21 protein-coding genes are annotated in these 21,826 nt (G+C 69.1%); 13 read left to right on the top strand and 8 right to left on the bottom strand.

Features of this window, described 5'->3' with window-relative positions; translation table 11 throughout:
* Positions 1-188: 188 nt before the first annotated feature.
* Positions 189-1,067: a helix-turn-helix domain-containing protein gene (locus OG828_RS28475; protein ID WP_328502722.1), complete on the bottom strand. Its 879-nt coding sequence runs from the start codon at positions 1,065-1,067 to the stop codon at positions 189-191.
* Positions 1,068-1,235: 168 nt separating this feature from the next.
* On the opposite strand from OG828_RS28475, the gene OG828_RS28470 reads away from it, so the two are divergent.
* Genes OG828_RS28470 through OG828_RS28460 form a run of 3 tightly spaced genes read left to right on the top strand, consistent with a single transcriptional unit; the run spans position 1,236 to position 3,165 of the window.
* Positions 1,236-1,775 carry an NAD(P)H-dependent oxidoreductase gene (locus OG828_RS28470; protein WP_328502721.1) on the top strand — a complete coding sequence of 180 codons (540 nt, stop codon included), beginning with the start codon at positions 1,236-1,238 and terminating at the stop codon, positions 1,773-1,775.
* A gap of 40 nt (positions 1,776-1,815) precedes the next feature.
* On the top strand, positions 1,816-2,259 hold the full coding sequence (locus tag OG828_RS28465; protein ID WP_328502720.1) for a DUF6069 family protein: 444 nt from the start codon (positions 1,816-1,818) through the stop codon (positions 2,257-2,259).
* Between the two features lie 45 nt (positions 2,260-2,304).
* Positions 2,305-3,165 carry an SDR family oxidoreductase gene (locus OG828_RS28460; RefSeq protein WP_328502719.1) on the top strand — a complete coding sequence of 287 codons (861 nt, stop codon included), beginning with the start codon at positions 2,305-2,307 and terminating at the stop codon, positions 3,163-3,165.
* 95 nt (positions 3,166-3,260) lie between these two features.
* Here the strand turns inward: OG828_RS28460 and OG828_RS28455 are convergent, their stop codons facing one another.
* The gene (locus tag OG828_RS28455; RefSeq protein WP_328502718.1) at positions 3,261-3,425 is read right to left on the bottom strand and encodes a hypothetical protein; all 165 of its coding nucleotides are present in this window, start codon (positions 3,423-3,425) and stop codon (positions 3,261-3,263) included.
* 444 nt (positions 3,426-3,869) lie between these two features.
* On the opposite strand from OG828_RS28455, the gene OG828_RS28450 reads away from it, so the two are divergent.
* Positions 3,870-4,856, top strand: coding sequence for an ester cyclase (locus OG828_RS28450; protein WP_328502717.1), 987 nt, complete (start codon positions 3,870-3,872; stop codon positions 4,854-4,856).
* Positions 4,857-5,163: 307 nt separating this feature from the next.
* Here OG828_RS28450 and OG828_RS28445 read toward each other — a convergent pair whose 3' ends face one another.
* Positions 5,164-6,060, bottom strand: a complete 897-nt coding sequence (locus tag OG828_RS28445) for a LysR substrate-binding domain-containing protein (protein ID WP_328502716.1) — start codon at positions 6,058-6,060, stop codon at positions 5,164-5,166.
* Between the two features lie 112 nt (positions 6,061-6,172).
* Between OG828_RS28445 and OG828_RS28440 the strand changes: the two genes are divergently transcribed.
* Both OG828_RS28440 and OG828_RS28435 read left to right on the top strand, forming a co-directional pair.
* On the top strand, positions 6,173-7,135 hold the full coding sequence (locus tag OG828_RS28440) for an oxygenase MpaB family protein (RefSeq protein WP_328502715.1): 963 nt from the start codon (positions 6,173-6,175) through the stop codon (positions 7,133-7,135).
* A gap of 35 nt (positions 7,136-7,170) precedes the next feature.
* Positions 7,171-7,473: a YciI family protein gene (locus OG828_RS28435; protein ID WP_328502714.1), complete on the top strand. Its 303-nt coding sequence runs from the start codon at positions 7,171-7,173 to the stop codon at positions 7,471-7,473.
* Positions 7,474-7,614: 141 nt separating this feature from the next.
* Here the strand turns inward: OG828_RS28435 and OG828_RS28430 are convergent, their stop codons facing one another.
* The 3 genes from OG828_RS28430 to OG828_RS28420 form a co-directional block, all read right to left on the bottom strand.
* Positions 7,615-8,217, bottom strand: coding sequence for a transposase (locus tag OG828_RS28430; protein ID WP_328504951.1), 603 nt, complete (start codon positions 8,215-8,217; stop codon positions 7,615-7,617).
* 449 nt (positions 8,218-8,666) lie between these two features.
* Positions 8,667-8,819: a transposase family protein gene (locus OG828_RS28425; protein WP_328502713.1), complete on the bottom strand. Its 153-nt coding sequence runs from the start codon at positions 8,817-8,819 to the stop codon at positions 8,667-8,669.
* 179 nt (positions 8,820-8,998) lie between these two features.
* Complete coding sequence (locus OG828_RS28420; protein WP_328502712.1) at positions 8,999-10,459, bottom strand: aldehyde dehydrogenase family protein; 1,461 nt, start codon at positions 10,457-10,459, stop codon at positions 8,999-9,001.
* Positions 10,460-10,840: 381 nt separating this feature from the next.
* Here OG828_RS28420 and OG828_RS28415 point away from each other — a divergent pair, with 381 nt between their 5' ends.
* From OG828_RS28415 to OG828_RS28390, 6 genes are all read left to right on the top strand, one after another.
* Positions 10,841-11,401, top strand: a complete 561-nt coding sequence (locus OG828_RS28415) for a MarR family winged helix-turn-helix transcriptional regulator (RefSeq protein ID WP_328502711.1) — start codon at positions 10,841-10,843, stop codon at positions 11,399-11,401.
* A gap of 236 nt (positions 11,402-11,637) precedes the next feature.
* A complete protein-coding gene (locus OG828_RS28410; RefSeq protein ID WP_328502710.1) occupies positions 11,638-12,045 on the top strand; it encodes a nuclear transport factor 2 family protein in 408 nt (135 codons plus the stop codon).
* A gap of 637 nt (positions 12,046-12,682) precedes the next feature.
* Positions 12,683-13,879: a cytochrome P450 gene (locus tag OG828_RS28405; protein WP_328502709.1), complete on the top strand. Its 1,197-nt coding sequence runs from the start codon at positions 12,683-12,685 to the stop codon at positions 13,877-13,879.
* Positions 13,876-14,073, top strand: a complete 198-nt coding sequence (locus OG828_RS28400) for a ferredoxin (protein WP_328502708.1) — start codon at positions 13,876-13,878, stop codon at positions 14,071-14,073. The genes OG828_RS28405 and OG828_RS28400 overlap by 4 nt, the downstream gene beginning before the upstream one ends.
* Positions 14,070-15,200 (top strand): NAD(P)/FAD-dependent oxidoreductase, encoded by a 1,131-nt coding sequence (locus OG828_RS28395; RefSeq protein ID WP_328502707.1) that lies wholly within the window; start codon positions 14,070-14,072, stop codon positions 15,198-15,200. The genes OG828_RS28400 and OG828_RS28395 overlap by 4 nt, the downstream gene beginning before the upstream one ends.
* 154 nt (positions 15,201-15,354) lie before the next feature.
* Positions 15,355-16,329 carry an oxygenase MpaB family protein gene (locus tag OG828_RS28390; RefSeq protein WP_328502706.1) on the top strand — a complete coding sequence of 325 codons (975 nt, stop codon included), beginning with the start codon at positions 15,355-15,357 and terminating at the stop codon, positions 16,327-16,329.
* Between the two features lie 633 nt (positions 16,330-16,962).
* Here the strand turns inward: OG828_RS28390 and OG828_RS28385 are convergent.
* On the bottom strand, positions 16,963-17,583 hold the full coding sequence (locus OG828_RS28385; RefSeq protein ID WP_328502705.1) for a TetR/AcrR family transcriptional regulator: 621 nt from the start codon (positions 17,581-17,583) through the stop codon (positions 16,963-16,965).
* A gap of 143 nt (positions 17,584-17,726) precedes the next feature.
* Positions 17,727-18,398 (bottom strand): TetR/AcrR family transcriptional regulator, encoded by a 672-nt coding sequence (locus OG828_RS28380; RefSeq protein ID WP_328502704.1) that lies wholly within the window; start codon positions 18,396-18,398, stop codon positions 17,727-17,729.
* A 130-nt stretch (positions 18,399-18,528) separates the two neighbouring features.
* On the opposite strand from OG828_RS28380, the gene OG828_RS28375 reads away from it, so the two are divergent.
* A complete protein-coding gene (locus OG828_RS28375) occupies positions 18,529-21,744 on the top strand; it encodes a bifunctional cytochrome P450/NADPH--P450 reductase (protein WP_328502703.1) in 3,216 nt (1,071 codons plus the stop codon).
* Positions 21,745-21,826 lie beyond the last annotated feature (82 nt).

Here is a 21,826-nt window from a genome sequence, read left to right as displayed (position 1 = left end):
CACTCCAGGCAGTGTTCGAGCCGGACCCGCGGGGCTTGTGATGGCGCACAGCGCGCGGGATCGGTCACCGCCGGCGGGATTCTGTCCCTGGTGACGGCACCCCACGGGACTGAATCAGGCTCGCGGAGGGCTCAGGAACAAGAAAGGTGCGGCACGGACTCCCTCGGATAACTAACGGACACCTTCGCTCAATCCTCTGCCCCTGTGTTGTTCCTGCGGAACTCCAGCGGAGCGGTGCCGGCGTTCCGCACGAAGAACTTGCTGAAGTTCGTCGCCTCGGCGAAACCGAGGGCGGAGGAGATCGATGCAACCGTCCAGTCCGTGTGCGTCAGCAGGCGCTTGGCCTCCAGCACGACCCGGTCGTCGATGACACGCTTCGCGGAGTGGCCAGTGGCGGCGAGGCAGGCCCGGGTCAGCGTCTTGGGCGTGTATCCGAGGCGGGCGGCGTAGTCCTCGACCCGCCGCGTGCGGGCGTAGGACTCCTCCAGCTCACGCAGGAACAGGGTGAAGGTCTCGCCGGCTTCGTAGGAGTTGAGCGTGTCGGCCGGCATGGGCAGGCGCCTGATGCGCAGCAGGAGCGCGGCCAGCAGATGACGCAGCAGGTCCGCGTCCGCGGCGGAGCGGGCGGACTCGTCCGCGAGTTGGCCGACGAGCTCCAGGTGCCTGGCCAGCTCTGGTTCGTCCAGCTGGTGCCGCACGGGTGCGAACGGGGCACTCAGCAGCCGGTCGGAGTCCGGCAGGGGTGGTGGGAAGTCGGGTGTGAACCAGACGATCCAAGCATCGAGCTCCTTCGGAACGAAGTGCCGCTGGACCTGACCGGGCCGCACCCACAGCAAAGTGCCGGGCGAGCAGGGATGGGACACGAAGTCGACTTCGTGCTCCGCGTGGCCTTCGGCCACCAGGACCAGTTCATGGAAGTTGAGGCGATGCGCCCCCAGCTCGGGGGCTCCGCCGCGGGCCGGGTCCCGCACGTCACGGGATCGGACCACCTCGATGCCGAGCGTCGTCCGCCCGTGACTGCGGTGGTAACCCACCTCCACGATGGGCTGTCCGTTCTTGACCGTCACGAGTCCCAAGCGTACCTGGCTCACCTGCGCAAGCACGACGGATGATTGAGACCTCAAGCGTTTGGTTTCCGATCGAAACCCGACACGTTCGTCGGAGCACCGGTGGCGTCGCCCGCCCCGAGCGGCGAAGCCTTCCGGCCCGCGTCATCTCAAGGAGCTGTTCCCGTCATGCCCAAGGTCCTCGTCCTCGTCGCCCACCCTGATCTGTCCCAGTCGAGGCACAACGCCGCCCTGGTGGACGCCGTCCGCGACCTGCCGAACGTCACCGTGCACGACCTGTACGCCGCCTACCCGGACTTCCAGGTGGACGGGGAGCGCGAGCGCGCACTGCTGGCGCAGCACGATGTGATCGTCTTCCAGCACCCGGTGTACTGGTACAACGTCACCCCCATGATCCGGCACTGGCAGGACGCCGTCCTCACGCACGGGTGGGCGTTCACCTACGACGGGACCCGCACCCAGACCGCCGGCAAGAAGGCCATCGTCTCGCTGACCATCGGTGGGGTCCCCGAGGCCTACACGCCGGAGGGCATCAACCGGGCCAGCATCGAGAGCCTGTTCCACAACTGGCAGGCGACGCTGAACCTTTGCCAGTTCGACGTCCAGCCGCTGGTCAAGATGTACGGCACCGTCTTCGGAGTGTCGGACGAGGACATCGCCACCGCCGCCAAGAACTTCCGCGAACTGATCGCCTCCCACGCCGCCTGACCGGCCGCCCACCGCCACCCCCTCCCGGGAAAGGGAAACCATGGCCTCCTCCACGTCCCCTTCCACGACCGCCGGCCGCTCCAGCGTCCCGCTGGTCATCGGCGGTCTGCTGGCCGCGATCGTGGCCTCCTCCGTCGTCAACGCGATCATCGCGGTGATCGCCCACGCGGCCGGGGCCTCGGACGACTTCCGCCCGCTGAAGACGCCGTCGTACGTGTCCTTCACGCTGCTGGGCGTCCTGATCGGCGCACTCGGCTGGTCGATCGTCCGCAAGATGTCCGCCGACCCCGACGCCCTGCTGCGCAAGCTCGTGCCGATCGTCGTCGTCCTGTCGTTCATCCCGGACCTGGCGATGCCGGTCAGCGACTACCAGCCGCACGCCGACAGCACCGGCGTGGCCGCCCTGATCATCATGCACATCACCACGGCGGCGATCGCGGTCTTCGCCTATCGCAAGGTTCTTCCCGTCTCCACGACGGACTGATTTCCCCCCGCTGGCAATTCCCCTTGTAAACCAGGAGATTTCATCATGAGCATCGTCGTCACCGGAGCCACCGGAGCCCTCGGCCGCCACGTCATCGAGGGACTTCTGAAGAAGGTCCCCGCCGAGCAGATCACCGCCGTGGTCCGCAGCGAGGAGAAGGGCGCCGACTACGCCTCCCGCGGCATCAAGCTCGCGATCGCCGACTACTCCAAGCCCGAGACCCTGGACGGCGTCTTCGCCGCCGGAGACAAGGTCCTGTTCATCTCCGGCAGCGAGATCGGCCAGCGCGTCCCACAGCACACCGCGGTCGTCGAGGCCGCCAAGAAGGCCGGCGTCGCCCTGCTGGCCTACACCAGCGTCCTCGGTGCCCCGGAGGCCGACTTCCGGCTCGCCGCCGAGCACCAGGTCACGGAGAAGCTGATCCTCGAGTCGGGTCTGCCCCACGTCTTCCTGCGCAACGGCTGGTACAACGAGAACTACACCGAGCAGCTGGCCCCTGTCCTGCAGCACAACGCGGTTGTGCAGGCCGCCGGTGACGGCCGGGTCGCCTCCGCCGCCCGTGCCGACTACGCGGCCGCCGCCGTGGTCGTCCTGACGGAGGAGGGCCACGAGAACAAGGCGTACGAGCTGAGCGGCGACACCGCCTGGAGCTACGCCGAGTACGCCGCCGAGCTCTCGAAGCAGACCGGCAAGGAGATCGTCTACCAGAACGTCCCCGCTGAGGCCTACCAGGGCATCCTCACGGGTGCGGCGGGTCTGCCGGAGCCGCTGGCTGCGACCCTCGTGGACGTCGACAAGGCCGTCGAGCGCGGGCGCCTGGCCGGCACCAGCGGGCAGCTGTCCAAGCTGATCGGCCGGCCGACCACGCCGATCGCGGAGTCGATTGCGGCGGCGCTGAAGGGCTGATCGGCTCCTGGGCCGGGTGAGTGTGCGAGGAGGCGGCGGAGTTTGCGAGAGGGTGGGCGACGGGTGTCGCCCACCCTCTCGCCCTGCCGTCGCGGTCAGCCGAGGTCGTAGTTGCACTCCAGTGGTTCGCCGGACTTGGCCGTGACCTTTTTGACCTCGTCGTCGCCGCCGACGGCTGAGCAGCCGACCTCTCCCTTGACGCCGTCCGCGCTCCCGACAGCCGCCGAGACAGTCGAGCCGGACCCGCATCGCGGGTCCATCGGCATGCCTGTTCGACACTGCGCTGTGGGCTCGCCCCAGGTCGACGGCCAGTGTGGTTTCGCCGCCGAGCCGTCCAGGTGGTCCCTGGGGCGTCAGACATCGCCACCGTCCTTGACGGCCGCCCTCAAGGGGGCGGGAATCTGCGACGAGGTGAGCCCTGGCCATGTCCGTTGCGGGAAGGCAGGGAGTGATCGGTGCGGATCAAGGGCGGTGGCTGCTTTAACCATTCCCGCCTTGGTACCAGCGGAAAAGCCCTCATGGCCGTCCCGTCGACCGGGCCTGAGGATCGACGACGTTTGAGAGCTTGTCCGATTCTCACCCGATGGAGTCCTCGGTGAACCTCGCCGCATGTTGCCCCAGAGCGGTTTATTGAAGTCTCAAGAGAGCGTCGGTCGAACGAGTCGCCGACGCCACCGAGTCGAGAGTTTTCCATCATGAATACGTTGCGCAGGTCTGCACTCGCCGCCGGGGCCGTGGCCTCGGCCATCGCCGGGATCATCGCCCTTGTGCCGGGCGGTACGGCGGCTGCGACGCCCGAGTCCGTGCCGGTGGCCGGTCACCCGTGGGGCAAGTCAATGAGTCCGGAGGAACGACAGAACGTCGCGGTGGTGAAGGCGTATGTCGAGCACGTGCTGAACGAACACGAGGTGGGAAGCATCGGCCGGTACATCAGCGCGGACTACGTGGAACACAACCCGGGCATCGGCAAGACCCGCGACGACCTGGTGAAGGACCTCACCGGTGTCTTCGAGGGCTTCCCGGACTACCGGGTCGCGGTGAACAACCTCATCGCCGACGGTGACAGGGTCGTCATCATCAACACCGTGAACGCCACCAACACCGGCCCGCTGTCCGGCAAGCCCGCGACCGGCGAGACGCTCCAGCAGCGCAACGGCGACTTCTTCCGGCTGAAGCACGGAAAAATCGTCGAGCACGGTGACGTGTACGACTACTCCCGGACCGCCAACTTCGGTCTGACCACGCCCAGCGGGCAGCAGGCGTTCCAGACGGACTTCACCAGCCGCTACACCCGTCAGGAGAGCGCCAACCTCAGCGTCGCCACGACGTTCTTCAACGAGCTCATCAACGGCCACGACCTCGGCGCCATCGACCGCCACCTGTCACCGGCCTACGCGCAGCATGTGGAAGAACTGCCGCCGGGCCGTGACGGCGTGCGCGGATTCTTCGCCGAGCAGTTCAAGAGCTTCCCCGACACCGCCATCACGCTGGAGCACGTCTTCGCCTCCGGTGACCAGGTCGCGCTGGTCACCACCCTGACCGGCACCAACACCGGTCCGTACTTCGGCAAGCCGGCCACCGGACGGGAGTTCACCTTCCGGGCTGTGGACTGGTTCCGCGTCCAGGACGGCAAGCTCACCGACCACTGGAACGCCGCGGACAACAGCTCGGCCGTCACCTTCCTCGGCTGAGCCTCAAGGACGGTCGGCCGGCGGAGCTGTGGGGGCTCACCGCCGGCCGGCCTTCATCGCCGGGCTTCCGGTACCGCAGGGCACGGCGTGTGAAAGCTGTCAGCGAGGCGGTCGCTCGGCGGGATTCCGCTCCCACCCTGGACGGCGCCGCAGTTCCGGGAGGTGTCCGTGGTGAAACAAGCGCCACGAACGCTGTCCGGTATGAGCCGCGCCGCGTCTCCGCGCTGGTCGCCATCCTCGAGAAGGACGGCCTGATCACCAAGGACCGAGCCGCACGACAAACGCGCGGGCCGGCCACCCCACCCGGCTACTTGTCCCCGCCCACGCAGTGCCTGAGGAAGAGTTGGGCGCGGCGGGTGAGGCGGGCTCCGGTGGGGTGGGCCAGGACGACGGGGCGCGGGGGTACGGGATCACTCAGGGGGCGTACGACCATGTCGCCGGCCCAGGTGGCGGGGTCCAGGCCGGCGGGCTGCGCGTACAGGGTGTAGCCCAGACCGTGGGCGACCAGTGCACGGGCGTGTTCGAAGCGCTCGGTGCGGAAGCGGATCTTCGGGGTGCTCTGCGCCGCGGCGAAGACGGATTGGACGAAGTCCGTGCCGGGGGCAGCGGTGAGCAGGATCATCGGCTCGGCGGCCAGGTCCCGTGCGGAGACGGCCTCGCGGCGGGCGAGCCGGTGTCCGGGCGGCAGCAGCACCTGCGGGAGCAGCGGGTACAGCTCGTGGGTGGTGATGCCGGGACGCAGTCCGATGTCCCACAGCAGCGCGAGCTCGCACCGGCCCTCCATCAGCTGGTCCTGGAGCACTACCTGACCACCTTCGGTGAAGTCGGGCTCGATACGTGGACATCGGTGGGTGAAGTCGCGCAGGAGGGGCGGCAGGACGAAGGCGGCGAAGTCGGTGAAACAGCCGATGGTCAGCCGTCCGGCCGGCTCGTTGCCCAAGTCGGTGATACGGGACTGGAGTTCTTCACTGGCGATCAGCAGCCGGCGGGCGTCGGGCAGCGCCTCTCGACCGGCCTGGGTGAGGGTGACGCCCTTGGCCTTGTTGCGGAGCAGCAACTGCACGCCGAGGGTGCGCTCGAGGTCGGTGAGGGCGGAGGACATCGCCGACTGGGAGATGCCGTGCGCCTGCGCTGCGGCGGCCGTCGTGCCCTGGTCGGCAGCAGTGACGAAATATGAGAGCTGGCGCAGCGTGAATCTGGTCATTGACCTCAGTTTATCGGCTGTGCCGATGTCTTTGAACAGAGACAGTTGTTTTACAAAGATCTGGCCGACGGTCACCGTGAGAGGGCGACATTCCGAGATGAAGGAGCCGGCCATGCCGACGAGCCCGACCGAGAAGCGCGGATACCACTGGGTGAGCCGCGAGCTGGCCCGGATGGATCCGGAGACCGAGTGGGAGCGGATGATCTCGCTGTACACCCAGTACCAGGTCAACGAGTTCGCCCTCGCCCTGATGATCTATCCGGTCACCATGCACGTGATGCAGCCGTCCCTCGGCTCCGCGACCCTGGATCACACCAGGAAGCTGGAGTTGAAGCCGCACCGCCGCTTCCAGGACGGCAACGACTTCTTCATGCACTGGATGGTCGACGGCCCCTCCAGCGAGGCCGGCAAGCAGGCGGTCACGCGCCTGAACCGCATGCACATGGCCATTGCCAGGGAGACCCCCCACCTGCCCGGTAACTTCGACGACAACGACGACTTCATCTTCCCGCTGGTGCAGATCGCCACCTTCGGCCACCGGCTCCAGCGCGCGCTCGGCCTGCCCGGCCTGCCCGAGCACATGAAGATCGCCTGGCACCACTGGTCAGCGGCGGTCTTCCAGCTCTTCGAGCGCGAATCGGGACCGGTCAGCGGCTTTCCCGAGGACTACGACGCGATGATCGCCTTTGCTGAGGAGTTCGATGCCCGGCCCTACGAGCGGACCGACTCCGGGCAGCGGGTCGCGACCGCGATGATGAACTTCTGGGCCGAACGCTGGTTCCCCCGCCCGCTCCAGTCCTTCGGCCGTGACCTCACCCGCTACCTGGCCGGCGAGCGAACGTGCCGGATCCACGGCATCGGCTGGATCACCCCGGGCCGGGAGCGCGTGATCCGCCTCTTTCTGAAGACCATGTTCCGAGCCCAGGGCCTCGCCCCCGAGAGCCGCACCCCGGTGACCGAGAAGCTGAAGAAGACCCGCCTCACCAACCAGCAGCTCAAGGAACTGGAGCCGTACGAGGGCTCGGTCCGCCGTGCACAGGAGCGCGGGGACCGCACCGCCTCCACCACTGCCTGAACTCCACGCGCAACAGAACGGAACTGATTGCCATCATGGCCCTTTACCTGCTGTCCGTCGGCTACATCCAGCCCATGGAAGAAGTCAGCAAGCACTTCGAAGGACACGTCTCCTGGCTCCAGGCCAAGTACGCCTCCGGCGTGCTCCTCGGCTACGCCAAGAAGGTCCCGCTGACCGGAGGCATCATCTTCGCCACCGCGTCCAGCCGCGAGGAACTGGACGCCGTCATCGCAGGCGACCCCTTCGTCAAGGCGGAGGTCGCGGCCTACGACGTCACCGAACTCGACCCCACCCGGCTCAGCCCGGCACTCCTGGAGTTCGCCGAGGAGAAGAGCTGACCTACCCCGCGCGGCCGAGGACACGAGCCTCTCCGAGGCGTCTCGGCCAGAAACGGGTTCGATCCGTCGGCGAGGGTTCCGAGGACCCTCGCTGACGGTGCGCCCCAGGACCCCGGGGAGAGTCACGTTCGTCCGGTTTGATCACGGGATTCCGTGGAGTGTGCGGGCGGTTTCGGGGTGGGTGTGGGCGCGTCGGCCGTCGGCGGTGTTGGTCCATCCGCTGCGATGGAGGGTGGCGCGGGCCAGGTCGCGCAGGGCGCTCATGACGGCCGGGGTGTGGTGGCGGCGGACCTGGCTGGCGTCCTCGGCGAAGGTGACGTCCTTGGTCCAGTGGACGGTGTTCTCGATGATCCAGTGGCCCCGCGCCCAGGCAGCGATCTCGGCGGCGGACGCGTGGTGGGCGAGCAGGTCGGTGACGGCACAGACCGTCTCAGTGGTCCATTTCTCCGCGCCGATGCGGCGGCGTTTGCGGTGGATGCGCACGACCTGGCGGGCGTGCGGGAAGAGCAGTCCGTCCACGGCACCGCCTTCACCGCCCGGACCTCCTCGCGGCCGTGTCCGCGAGCACGGGAGTGGCTCAGGACCGGTGCCTGCGCCCAGGGCAGGCTTCTTCAACTGCCGTGCCAGGGCGGGCTGGTTGCTCTTCACGGACAGCAGGTAGTGCGCCTTTCGGTCCTCGACGAGGTAGCGGGCATGGTTCTTCTGGGCGTGCAGGGCGTCGACCGTGACCACGGCATCGTTCAGGTCCTGGTCGTCGATGGTGTCCAGCAGCGGGGCGAACTCGGGGATCTCGTTCGTTTTCGCGCCGATCTCACGCAGGGCCCGCGGTCAGCGCGTCATCGTGACGGACGGCGGTCAGCACGCATACCGGACTGCCATGAGCGCGGACGGCTCCGCGCAGGCACTTGCCGTCCGCCGCCCACGCCGGCACTGATCCTGCCCGCGTGCGGTAGCCCGGTGGGCACGGCGTTGCTCGCCCTCCGCAATGCCGTCCGGGCCCAGCGGCCCCACCACGGGCGGTGTCAGCGCGGTGAGCCGGGCGAACCCGGCCGATGTGAGGGCGCTGGGATCGAACCGGGCGAAGACGTCCCGCAAGGTCCGCTCTCCCGGCGCCCGGAAGTGGCCGGCGAACGGATCGAAGGGACAGCCCAGCCGGGCCAGTACCGCCTGATCACAGCGGCGGGCCCACTCGGCTATCGCGACAGGGAGTTGTGACCGGCCGCCGTCATCGCGCACACCTCGATCGCCAGGAACGTCGGCAGCCGGTAGCGCACTCCGCGTGGATCCCGGGGATCAGGCACTCCGGCCAGCGCCTGCAGCAGTCCGCCCAGGCAGCGGACCGGCACCTGGCCGACGGACCCCTGCCCCAGGAGCAGTTGGCGAACCGGCAGCGCGGGCCTGCCCGGGGTGCCGCTGCGCGGCCAACAACCCCTTCGGCGCCCCCTTCGCCACTACGGCAGAGGGCGCCGAAGGGGTCGGGCCAGTCGGCCTCCGCCCTGACCCGTGCGGCGTCGCGCGGCCGGGATCAGAAGGGATAGTCGGGGATCTCACTCTGGGCGGTGACCCACTGGACCTCGGTGAAGGCCTCCAGGTTGCCCTGTATGCCGCCGAAGCGGGCCCCGGTGCCGGAGGCGCCCTGGCCGCCGAAGGGTGCGACGGCCTCGTCGGAGACGGTCTGGTCGTTGATGTGGACGGCGCCGACCGGGAGGCGCTCGGCCCATTCCATGGCCTTCAGCCCGTCGCCGGTAAGGATGCCGAGCTTGAGACCGTACGGGCTGTCGGTGGCGAGCGCGACGGCCTGGTCGAGATTCTCGTAGGCGACGACGGGCGCGACGGGGCCGAAGACCTCCTCCGCGAAGGCGGGCGCCGTCACGGGCGTGTCGGTGAGGACGGTGGGACGGTAGAACAGCTCGTCGTAGGTGCCGCCGGAGGCGAGCCGGGCGCCCGCGGCGACCGACTCCGTCACCAGCCGGTGGATCGTGTCGCGTTGTCCGGCGTCGATCACCGGGCCGAGCGCGACCTGCCCGGTGGACGGGTCGCCGACGGTGAGCCGGTCGGCGTGCTCGGCCAGAGCCGCTGCGTAGTCGGCGGCGATCGCCGCGTCGACGATGTGGCGTCCCGTCGTCATGCAGATCTGTCCCTGGTGCATGAAGGAGCCGAATGCGCCCGCCGATACGGCCTTGTCCAGGTCGACGTCGGCGGTCACGATGAGCGCTGAGTTGCCGCCGAGCTCCAGGTGGGCGCGCTTGAGATGCTCGCCGGCGAGTCGGCCGACGATGCGTCCGGCACGGGTGGAGCCGGTGAAGGAGATCACCCGTACCCGTGGGTCGGTCACCAGTGCCTCTCCGACGTCGGCGCCGCCGGGCAGCACGGACAGGACCCCCTCGGGCAGTCCCGCCTCCTCGAAGACGCGCGCGAGGATGACGCCGCCGCAGACGGCCGTGCGGGGATCGGGCTTGAGGATGACGGCGTTGCCCAGGGCGAGGGCCGGGGCGACGGACCGGATCGAGAGGATCAGCGGGAAGTTGAACGGGGAGATCACGCCGACGACGCCCGCCGGGACACGGCGGGCCAGGCTGATCCGCGGCTGGGCGCTGCGCAGCAGTTCACCGGCGGGGTGCGAGGCCAGCGCGGCGGATTCGTAGCACTCCTCGGCCGCCGTGTGGACTTCCAGTGCGGCCTTCGCCTGGATGGAGCCGGCCTCACGGACGATCCACTCGCCGATCTCCTCGGCTCTGTCGTTCCAGAGGTCGCCTGCCCGGCGCAGTACGGCCGCCCGCTGGTCGTAGGGCAGGGCGGCCCAGGCCCGCTGAGCCTCGGCGGCGCCCTCGGCGGCGGTGGCGACGTCGGCCGCGGTGGCCTGCCCGGCGCGGGCCAGCTCCTTGCCGGTGGCGGGCTCCACGACGGGGTAGTCGCCGCCGGAGCCCGGCACCCAGCCGCCGAGTTGGATCCGGGACTGCCAAGGGGACTCGTTCAACCACGTCATGACTGATTCTCCAGCTGCTGGTAGCGGGTGCGGGATGTGGATGCCGCCAGGGGCGTGCACCGGTGTGCCGCCGTCACGTCGGCGGTAGCGCCACAACAGCGGCGCACAGGCCGTATCAGGGTTTGTGCTCCAGGCAATCGACGAGCGCGGAGACATTGGCGCGGCCGCCCTCCGTGCCGGTCGGCGGACCGGGACAGCGCGCACCCGACCGGGGAAGGTACGACGCTGTCATGGTGACCTCCGCACACTTCGCTAGACTTCTAGCGATTTCAAACGACCGTAGCAACCCCGCATCGATGGTTGTCAAGCCATCGGAGGCGGAAGAATGGGACGCGCCCGGAAGGCGGGTGCAGTCAGGACTCCGAGACGGGGGCGACACACGTGACGGACAAGTCGAGCGACAGTGCGGAATCCGGGCCGTACGGCGAGCGTCTGGCGGCCGCGTCCGGCTTCACTCTCCCGGACGCCGACCTGGAGCTCGCGATCGCGTCGGTGGGGATGAACCTGATGCGGGCCGCGAGGAGGATCGAGCGCGACATGGAGTCCAACTTCGCCCGGCCCGCCGGGCTGACCTTCGCCGGCTTCTGGCTGATGACCGCGCTCAAAGTGGAAGGCCCGGCCGCTCCGCGGCGACTCGCCGAACTGCTCAGCGTCTCCACGGCGAGCGTCACCTCCACTCTGCACACCCTGGAGCGCGCAGCCCTCATCAGGCGCAACCCCCAGCTCGATGACCGGCGCATGCTTCTGATCACGCTCACGGAGCAGGGTGAAGCGGTCGTAGGCGAGTTCATGCACTGGTGGACCGTCAACCGCGAGAAACACTGGCTCGAGACCCTCACGCGCGACGAGGAGCTCACCCTGGCGCGACTGCTCGCCAAGATCGCCGCACACGAGCCGGAACCGCTCTCCGAGCCTCAGCGCCGCCTGATTCCGCCCAGCTGAACCCACGCCGCGACATTGCGGCTTAACGGCGACGCAACACCCTCTTGACAACTCCGTTCTCCGGGTCTCTACTTTCGTGAAACAGGTCGCTAGACATCTAGCGAATTGGTTTGGCGGGCGCCCTCCGGACAGCTCCTGCCCGTGCGCGGCCTGCCTCCTCCCCACCGCTGTGGTTGCGGATGCGGGAGGCGCCAGACCTCTGTCCGACCACCGTTACCGCCGCTCATGGACCCGGCATGGAGACCAGCATGGATTACGACGGCTACATCAAGACCTACAACCAGGGCGACGACGCCGAGACCGCCCAGCGCTACTACACCGAGGACTTCGCCCTCATCCTGCCCTTCGGGGAGCTCCGCGGCAGGGACACGGTGATCGACTTCCTGACCAAGAACCACCTCGGCATCCCGGAGGAACTGCGGCCGAGAATCGTCGCGCGAACCGAGGGACACATCCTCGTCGAGCTGGACATCGTGCTGCGGCCCGAGCGGGACGTGCCCGACCACTTCCTCACCCCGCTCGTGTCCGGCCGAGAAGTGACGATCCGGTTCTTCGCCTCCTACGACCTGCGCGGCGACCGCATCGCCGCCATGCGGCTCGCCTGGTGGCCCGTGGCCGACGACCAGCAGGCGCCCGCCGCCTAGGCCCTGTGTCGGAAGTGGCGCCTGCGGCCTACGCCTGGCACGCGCCCCCACTGCCTTAAGGGCGTGGGAGATGCCCCCACTCGCCGCACCGGGCGAAAGCCCAAGTGCGTCCAGTACGAGGGCTTCCGCCCGGCACCCCCCAGCCTTCGGCCGGGGCCCCAGAGCACGCTCCCCCACCCTCGAACCCGAACTCGCGCGGGCCCCCATCGCCGCCGCCCGGCCCGCCCTTCGGGCGGACGACGCCACTTCCGACACAGGCCCTGGTGCCGCGACCGGAAAGGTTCACCGGCTCGCTACGCCCGGCACGGCACCTCGCCGCGTTGTAGCACCACGTGAGCACGTCCGGTACGCGGGAGATGCTCTGCTTCGCGACGCACCGCACCCGACGCCGCGAGCTTCCCGGCAAGCCTTTCGACGGGCGTTGGTGATCGCTCGCCGAACGAACCCCTTTCGCACCCCCATCGATGAGCAGCAGTTCGCTGCTCCCGCCGCCGGGACGACCCCGTGCCGAGCCCTTGCACGCCGCCGGCACCCCCGTGAGAACGGAGCCTTTGCGGAGTCCCGCGAGCCCCTGCGCGCACAGCCGCCACACCGGTATGACCTCTGCCCCCGACCCGGCAGTACCGCTGGAGGAACCGTGACACAGCTCGACCAATCCGCCCCGGCCACCGCAGTCGACCTCTTCGGACCAGAGGTCGCGGCCGACCCCTACCCCGTCTACCGAGCCCTGCGCGACCTCGCGCCCGCCGTGCATGTCCCGGCGCACGACGTCTGGGCACTGACGCGCTACGACGACGTGCGCGCCGCGTCGGCCGACTGGCAGACCTATTCGTCGGCGTCCGGAGTCGCCCTGCTGGACGACTTCAACACCCCTTTCCTGGGCACTGTCCTGACCTCGGATCCCCCTCGGCACACCGAACTGCGCTCGGTGCTCTCCGAGCAGGTGTCGCCCCGCGGGATCGCAAAGCTGCGCCGGCAGGTCGCCGAGGCGGTCGACGCGATCGTCGCAGAGGCTGTCACGGACGATGCCTTCGACGGGGTGACCGACCTGGCCCAGAAGGTGCCCGTGCGCCTCGTCGGTGACCTCATCGGGGTCCCGCCGGAAGGACGAGAGCGGCTTCTCCCTGGCGCGGACGCTGTTTTCACCACCTTCGGTCCGGCCGGCGCCACACTCCAGGAGCGCATGCCGGTCTTCCTGGACTACGTCGAATGGATGCAGGCGGCCGCGACCCGCGAGGGTCTGGCGCCCGGAAGCTGGGGCGCGGCGATCCTCGACGCCGTCGACGACGGAAGGATCGAGGCGAGCGGCGCCGTACCCCTGATCCATGCCTTCCTGGTCGCCGGACTGGACACGACGGTCAACGCTCTGGCGTCCATGCTGCGTGTCTTCGCCGAGCAGCCCCACATCTGGGAGGTCCTCAAGTCCGACCCGGCCCTGGCCGGACCGGTGTTCGAGGAGGTGCTGCGGACCGAATCACCGGTCCAGGTCTTCTCCCGCGTCACGACCCGGAGCGTCCGCCACGGTGACGTCGAACTCCCGGCCGGTACGCGGGTGCTGCTGCACTTCGCCGCCGCCAACCGCGACGAGCGGCACTATCCCGACCCCGACCGCTTCGACGTCCGACGCAACCCCGTCGACCACCTGGCCTTCGGCTACGGACCGCACGGCTGCGCCGGCCAGGCCCTCGCCCGACTGGAAGGCAGGTGCCTCATCGAGTCGCTGCTGAGCCGCGTCGACAGCTTCGTCGTCGACGGCACGCCCGTCCCGCACGACAACCCCGTACTGCGCGGCCTGGAGAGCCTGCCGCTGACGATCCGGAGGGCCGACGGATGAGGGTGGAGATCGTCCCCGACCGCTGCGAGGGCCACGGCCTGTGCGAGACGACCGCCCCCGCCGTCTACCGACTCGACGAGGAGGGAATGGTCCACGCACGCGTCGACCCGGTCCCCCCGGAGCTCGCCGCAGCCGCTCGGGCGGGCGCGCGGGTGTGCCCCATGGCGGCGCTGCGTGTCGGGGGCCCGTCATGAGACGGATCCTGGTGGTGGGCGGCTCGATCGCGGCAGTCACCGCGGCCGGCGCACTGCGCGCCGAGGGCTACGACGGTGAAGTGGTGGTCGCCTCCGCCGAGACCGTTCCTCCGTACTCCCGGGTGCCGCTGTCCAAGGGAGTGCTCGCGGGCACGGAGACGCCGCAGAGCACGGCGCTGCCCACCCTCCCGGACGACATCGAACTGCGGCTGGGCTGCCGGGCCCGGTCAGTGGACATCGCAGGCCGCGAGGTCGTGACCACCGCGGGCGACCGGATCGGCTACGACGGGCTCGTCATCGCCACGGGGAGCAGCGCACGACGCCTCGCCGCTCCGGGGCAGTTGGGTGAACGGACGGTGCGCGACCTGGGCGACGCCGTCGGGCTCGCCGAAGCCGCCGGTACGGCCCGGTCAGCCGTCGTGGTCGGTGGGGGGTTCCTCGGCATGGAGGTCGCCTCGACGCTGTGCGCCCGGGGCCTGCAGGTCACGGTGGTCGATCTGGTACCGCACCTGCGTCGGCTTCTGGGCCCCGGCCTTACGGACATGGTCTGCACCCGGGCCCGGGAGCGCGGGGTTCGGCTGCTGGTGGCCGACTCCGACGTACGACTGCAGGGAAGTCCGGTCCGCGCAGTCCTCCTCGACGGCAGTCGGCGCATCGAGGCGGACCTCGTCGTCACCGCGGCCGGCGACCGGCCCAACGTCGCGTGGCTCGCCGGCACGCACCTGCCCGTCCACGCCGAGGGCCTGTTGACGGACGAGACCGGCCGTGTCGTGCCGGGCGTCGTGGCTGCCGGCGACGTCACATGCACCCTGCGGCAGGGGCGGCGGTGCCGGTCCCCGCACTGGACGAACGCCGTCAACCACGGCCGTACCGCCGCGCTGGCCCTGCTCGGCCTACCGGTTCGAGCGCGGCACGACGCCTACTTCTGGACCTCGATGTTCGGCCTGGACATCAAGCTGAGCGGCACACCGGACCGGACCGTCGTCCCCACCGTGCTCGAAGGCGACCTGGCATCCGGTTCCGCCCTGCTGCGGTGGAACAACCCCGACGGAACAGCGGCAGCGGCTTCCGTCAACCGCCGCATCCCCGTCGGACGACTCAGACAACTCGCCGGCGAAGCCGCCTGAATCCCTCCGCCCGCAGGCAGCACGACGAAAAGCGAGATCCGCGCCTCAGCCCGGCTCGCACGGCGCAACCGAGGCGGAGCGACCGCCGACGTCATCAACCCATCTTCCGCACACAGGAGTCGAGGCGCGATACACCTCGACACAGGAGTCGATCATGAGCGAACGAACTCGACGAGGACGCAGTGGATACAAGTGGGTGGATCGCGAACTGGCGCGCATGGACCCGGAGACGGACTGGGAGCGCATGATCGCGCTCGTGACCCAGTACCAGGTCTCCGAGTTCGCCCTGGCGATGATGATCTATCCGGTGACGATGCGGGTCATGCAGCCCACCCTCGGCTCGGCGACCCTGGACCACACCAGGAAACTGGAGCTGCGGCCGCACCGGCGCTTCCAGGACGGCAACGACTTCTTCATGGCGTGGATGGTCGACGGGCCATCGAGCGAGCAGGGCCGAAAGGCGACCCAGCGCCTGAACCGCATCCATATGAACATCGCCCGCACCACCCCGGATCTGCCGGGCAACTTCGACGACATCGATGACTTCATCTACCCTCTGGCCTCCCTCGCCACCTTCGGTCACCGCCTGCAGACGTCACTCGGCCTGCCCGGTATGCCCCCGCATCTGCGAACGGCCTGGCATCACTGGGCCGAAGCCGTCTTCCACCTCTTCGAGCGGGAGTCGGGTCCGCTCACGGACGCCGGCTTCCCGCCGGACTGGGACGCCATGGTGGCCTTCGTCGAAGAGTTCGAGGCCCGACCGTACGAGGAGACCGTCACCGGCCACCGGGTCGCGAACGCGATGCTGAACTTCTTCGCCGAGAACTGGTTCCCTCGCCCCCTCCACCCCTTCGCCCGGGACCTCACGCGGTATCTCGCCGGGGAGCGTGTGTGCCGTCTGCACGGCATCGGCTGGCCGGGCCCGCTCCGCACAAGGCTCGTCCGGGTCTTCTTGAAGACCGTGTTCCGCCTCCAGGGCCTGCTCCCCGACCCCCGGACCCCACTCACGGCGCGACTCAAGAAGTCCCGGCTCAGCAACGGCCAACTCAAGACCATGGAGCCGTATGCCCCGGCCGTAGGACGCGCCGAGGCAGCCGGGCGCGACACCGCCGCAGGCCCCAGCGCTTGAGCCAACGCCAGGCGGTCCGACAGCGGTGTGCGGACTTCGGGCCCGACCATGCCTGCGAGCTGCGGCGCCGACGGCCCCCGTCCTGCGACGAGTGGCATTTGGGCGAGGACTTCACAAGTCCGGTGCCGCCCACCATCTCGGCCTCACTCTTGCCTCCCCCGCCATCGGCTACCGCATGCCGCGGTCGCCGAACACTCGGGTGTAGGGCGGGCCACGGACTACCGCCGCGCATGCGGGAGTTGCGGCAGCGCCTCTACGGCGCCGCCGCCGAAGACCTCCGTGCGGCTTTGCGGATCGGCGTGAAGCGTGGCGAACTGCGCCCCGGCGCTGACGGCCACGCATCTCTCCTCCTCGCACGGATCATGGGGCTGCTGTTCTTCCGGCTATCTGCTCGGCCAGACGTTGGACGAGGAGTTCGTGGTGCGGAGCGTGGACAAAGCGCTCGTCGCTTGGCTGCCATTCACGTGGTCCGACTGGTCGAGGCAGAGTGTCTCGAAAGTTACGGACAGTTCGCGGGCGGAGTGGGCCTGGAAATCGGTGGGGCGGCGGCTGAGCCGCCCGCAGCGATCGGTACCGTGGCTGAGGCCGTGACGGGCCGATCGGCAGGGAAGAAGCGCGCGCTGCCTGGGTGGTTCACGGGGTGTCAGCGCTCAGCAGTGCCGGCAGGACCACGGCGTCCACGTAGCGGCTGAGATACGCGGCGTCCGCTTCGGCGCGTTCGACGACCGGTCGGGCGAGGTTCGCCCCGGCGATGAGGTGCGGCAGGAAACCGAGCGCCGGATTGTTCGCCGCCACCTCGCCACGGTCGATGGCGCGGTCGACCACCGCGCGCATCGTCTGCAGTTTGGGCCTGATTCTGCTGTCGTACATAGCGTCCGCCAGTTCGGGATGGGCGTGGGCCGCACGGCTGAGTGCCCGCAGCAGCACGACGTCCTCCTGGTGGGCGGCTCCCCCTGCCCTCCTGGCGATCTCGTGCAGATCGCCCGCCAGGGACCCCGTATCCAGGGCGTCGCTCTCAACGGGAGTGCGGTGCCGCAATGCCGCTGCCACGAGCCGCGGCTTGCCCTGCCATCGACGATAGAACGTCGCCTTGCTCGCCCTGGCCCGCGCGGCGACGTCGTCCATGGCGAGCGCGTCGTAGTCGACCTCCCGCAGCAGGGTCAGGACGGCCTCGTAGATGTCTCGCTCCCGATCCGCGGTCAACCGGCTGTGCCGTGATCTCTCGGCGTGCTCGGATGCCTCACCTGCGGACATGCTCACTCCCTTGCCGAAACCAGCCGTGCCCTTGGTTGTCCACCCGTCGTCCGTTGCGGCTCGGCGCGGCTCTGTCTCGCCATCGGTGGGCTGGTTGTCACCCCTCGTCGGAGGCGCCTGGACGGCTTGAAGGCGCTCCGGGCTCATTGGCCCTCACCGCCGTCCCGGCCGGCACGTTCGGCTGTGAGTCGGCTCTCCAGTCCCGTGATGATCATCTCTAGCGCCTCGTGGAACATCCGGCTGTCATCAGAGCCTGTGTCCGTGCGCTCGCCATTGCCGGCAGCGGGGGTAGTCGGCAGGAGAGCTGACCACCGGTGAAGTGAACCGTTGATTTCGGCGATCAGCACGCCGAGTACGGCGGCGCAGACAGGAGCGGCCACGCGTGGGGTCTCTTGCTGCGGTACCCCCGCGTCCTCCAGCACGGCGGTGAGTCCGAGCCAGAAGGGGTCTTCGGGCTGGATGAATTCCGGTCGTCCGAACGAGTAGGTCATGAGCTCAGGGTGGCGGTACGCCAGCGTGCGGAAGTCCTCGGCGAGTTGGCGGAGGCGGTCCTGCCAGGCAGCGTCTTCCCGGGTCGCGGTGCGGAACTGGGCGCCGACTGTTCTGGCCACGCCACTCAGCAGTGCGTCCTTGTTGGGCACGTGGTGGTACAGCGACATCGGGTTCGCGTCCAGCGCGGTCGCGAGTTTGCGCATGGTCAGCGCCTCGACCCCGTCGGCGTCGATGAGCTGCAGCGCCATGGCGTAGATGCCGTCCTCGGTGAGCGGTACGTCCCTCTTCCTCGTTCCCCGGGGAGCCTTCTTTGGCGTTTCCATACGGCGTATGGTACCACTGAAAGCAGTTCCATACGTCGTATGGAAACTTGGAGATGTCGCTGCTCCAGCGACGTTCCAAGCATTCGACCGGCGCCCTGGCCCCTCCCCCTCCTCACAAAGGAGCAAGCCCATGACCACGCAACCCGTGAGCGACCGCCGTTCCGCGTCTCCGAGCGGGATCCCGATGCTCGGCCAACCCCCGCAGATCCCCGACACCAACCCGGTCGCGTACATCGGCGAGCTGTCCAAGCAGTTCCCCGAGGGCATATTCAGCATGGACGTCGGGGGCCAGGAGAACGTCTTCGTCTACGACCCGGACCTGGTCACCGAGGTCTGCGACGAGACCCGTTTCGGGAAGCCGATCTTCGCGCCGCTGGCCCATGTCCGGGACTACACCGGCGCCGGACTCTTCACGGCCCACGACGACGAGGAAGTCTGGGGCATGGCGCACCGGATCCTCATGCCGGCCTTCAGCCAGCGGGCCATGAAGGGCTACTTCGGGCAGATGCTGGAGATCGCCCAGAACCTGGTGGGCAAGTGGGAGCGTAAGGAGGGGCAGCCGGTCAACATCACCGACGACTACACCCGGCTCACCCTGGACACCATCGCTCTGTCGGGGTTCGGCTACCGGTTCGACTCCTTCGAGAAGGAAAAACTGCACCCCTTCCTCCAAGCGCTGCTGGAGTCGCTGGTGGAGTCGATGCGGCGCTCGCAGGAACTGCCGAGCATGACCGCGCTCCGCAAGGACGACGACAAGAGGTACCACGAGAACATCAAGCTGATGCGGGACCTGGTCGAGAGTGTGATCAAGGAGCGCCGTCAGGGGGAGAGCAGCGGTGAGGACGACCTGCTCGGTCTGATGCTGCAGGCCACCGACCCGGAGACCGGCAAGCTGCTGGACGACGACAACGTCCGGGACCAGGTGGTGACGTTCCTGATCGCCGGCCACGAGACCACCAGTGGTCTGCTGTCGTTCGCCACGTACTCGCTGATGCGCAATCCGCACGTGCTGGCGCAGGCCTACGCCGAGGTGGACCGGCTGCTGCCCGGCGACACCGTCCCGGACTACGACACGATCATGAAGATGGACGTGATCCCGCGGATCCTGGAGGAGACCCTGCGTCTGTGGGCTCCCATCCCGCAGATCATGAAGGCGCCGCTGGAGGACACCGTCATCGGTGGCCGTTACGAGCTGAAGCAGGGGACGAAGACGAACCTGCTGATGGGACCGCTGCACACCCACCCCAAGGCGTGGGAGCGGCCGGAGGAGTTCGACATCGACCGGTGGCTGCCGGAGAACCGAGCCCAGCACCACCCGCACGCCTACAAGCCGTTCGGCAACGGCCGGCGTGCCTGCATCGGCCGGCAATTCGCGCTCACCGAGGCCCGTCTGGCCCTCGCGCTGGTGCTGCAGAAGTTCAAGTTCTCCGACACCAGCGACTACAAGATGGACGTGCGGGAGGCGCTGACGCGGAAGCCCGGCGACTTCGAACTGAAGGTGCGGACCCGCCAGGAGCACGAGCGGACCGTGTTCGGAGCCGAGGCCGAGCAGACGGATGACACGCGGCAGCAGGCCGCGGTCAGCGGTGTCGGGGTGAACCTGACCGTCGCCTATGGCTCCAGCCTGGGCAGCTGTGAGGATCTGGCGCGCACCCTCGCCGATCGCAGCGAGCGCTCCGGGTTCGGGACCACGCTGGCGAGCCTGGACGAGCTGGGCGACCACCTGCCCACCGAGGGCCTGCTCGTGGTCGTCGCCGCCAGCTACAACGGCAAGGCGCCCGACAACGCGCAGCGTTTCGACGAGCTGATCGCCGCCGGGCTGCCCGAGGGTTCACTGTCGGGCGTGCGGTTCGCGCTGCTGGGTGCCGGCAACACCCAGTGGGTGGCGACCTACCAGGCTTTCCCCAAGCGGATCGAGGAGGCGCTGCTCGCCGCCGGGGCCACGCCCGTGGTCGAGCGGGGCATCGCGGATGCGGCCGGTGACTTCGACGGCATGGCCTCTCGCTGGATGGACACCCTGTGGGCCACGCTGGCCGAGGAGTACGCCGCCGACACCTCCGACGCGGGCGGACCACGCTTCGAGGTGCAACTGCTGACCGAGGCCGATGTCCGCCCGGCGATCGTCTCCGAGCAGGCCTACCCCCTCACTGTCGTCGCCAACGAGGAACTCGTCAGCGACGCGACCGGCCTGTGGGACTTCAGCATCGAGCCGCCGCGCCCGTCGGCGAAGTCCATCACCATCGAGCTGCCCGAGGGTGTCACCTACGCGACCGGTAACCACCTGGCCGTCTTCGCCAAGAACGAGCCCGCGCTGGTCGACCGCGCCCTCGCGCGGCTCGGCGTCGACCGGGACCAGGTGCTGCGACTGGACCAGCCGGCCGGCGGCAGGACGCACCTGCCGGTCGGCACGCCCGTCACCGCGGGCCTGCTGCTCACCGAGTTCCTGGAACTGCAGGACGTGGCCACCCGCTCCCAGATCCAGACCCTGGCCGAGAACACCCCGTGTCCGTGGACCAGGCCGCAGCTGGAGGCGTACACGGCCGACACCGAAGAGGCCCAGCAGCGGTACCAGGAGGACATCCTCGACAAGCGCATGTCGGTGCTGGATCTTCTGGAGCGCTTCCCGGCGGTCGAGCTGCCGCTGGCGATCTTCCTGGACCTGATGGGCCCGATCCGTCCCCGCTTCTACTCCATCTCCTCTGCCCCGCTGGCCAACCCTCGCCAGGTGCGCCTGACCGTCGGTCTGCTGGAAGGGCCCGCCCTGTCCGGCGACGGCCAGTACCGCGGCACCTGCTCGTCCTACATCGCACGCCTGGAGCCGGGAGATGTCTTCTACGGCTACGTGCGGGTGCCTTCCCCCACCTTCGCCCCGCCGGCCGACCCTGCCACCCCGCTGATCCTCATCGGTCCCGGCACCGGCATCGCACCGCTGCGCGGCTTTTTGGAGGAGCGCGCCCGGCAGCACGAGAACGACACGAAGGTGGGCCTGTCGCAGGTCTTCGTCGGCTGCCGTCACCCCGAGCACGACTACTTCTACCAGCAGGAGATGCAGTCCTGGGAGCAGGCCGGGATCGCCCAGGTCCACACCGCGTACTCCGCGGTGACCGGCCACCCCGCCCGGTTCGTCCAGGACGCGATCACCGCCGCCTCCGACACGGTGTGGCAGGCCATCGAAGAGGGTGCCTACATCTACGTCTGCGGTGACGGCCGCCGCATGGCACCCGCGGTGCGCGAAGCCCTGGCCGCCATCCACCGCCGCCACACCGGCAGCGACGACGAGACCGCCCAGCAGTGGCTCGCCCAGCTGGAGGCCGACGAGCGCTACCAGCAGGACGTCTTCGCCTGACCCCGCACGCCGGGAGGCGTGCGGCACCCCTCCCTGGCCGTACGCCTCCCGGTCCCCACCCCCACACCCACGGGGGAACACT

The organism is Streptomyces sp. NBC_00457 (assembly GCF_036014015.1).
Taxonomy (GTDB): domain Bacteria; phylum Actinomycetota; class Actinomycetes; order Streptomycetales; family Streptomycetaceae; genus Streptomyces.
Note: the sequence above shows the minus strand (reverse complement) of the source record. Positions and strands in the feature narration are given on the sequence as shown.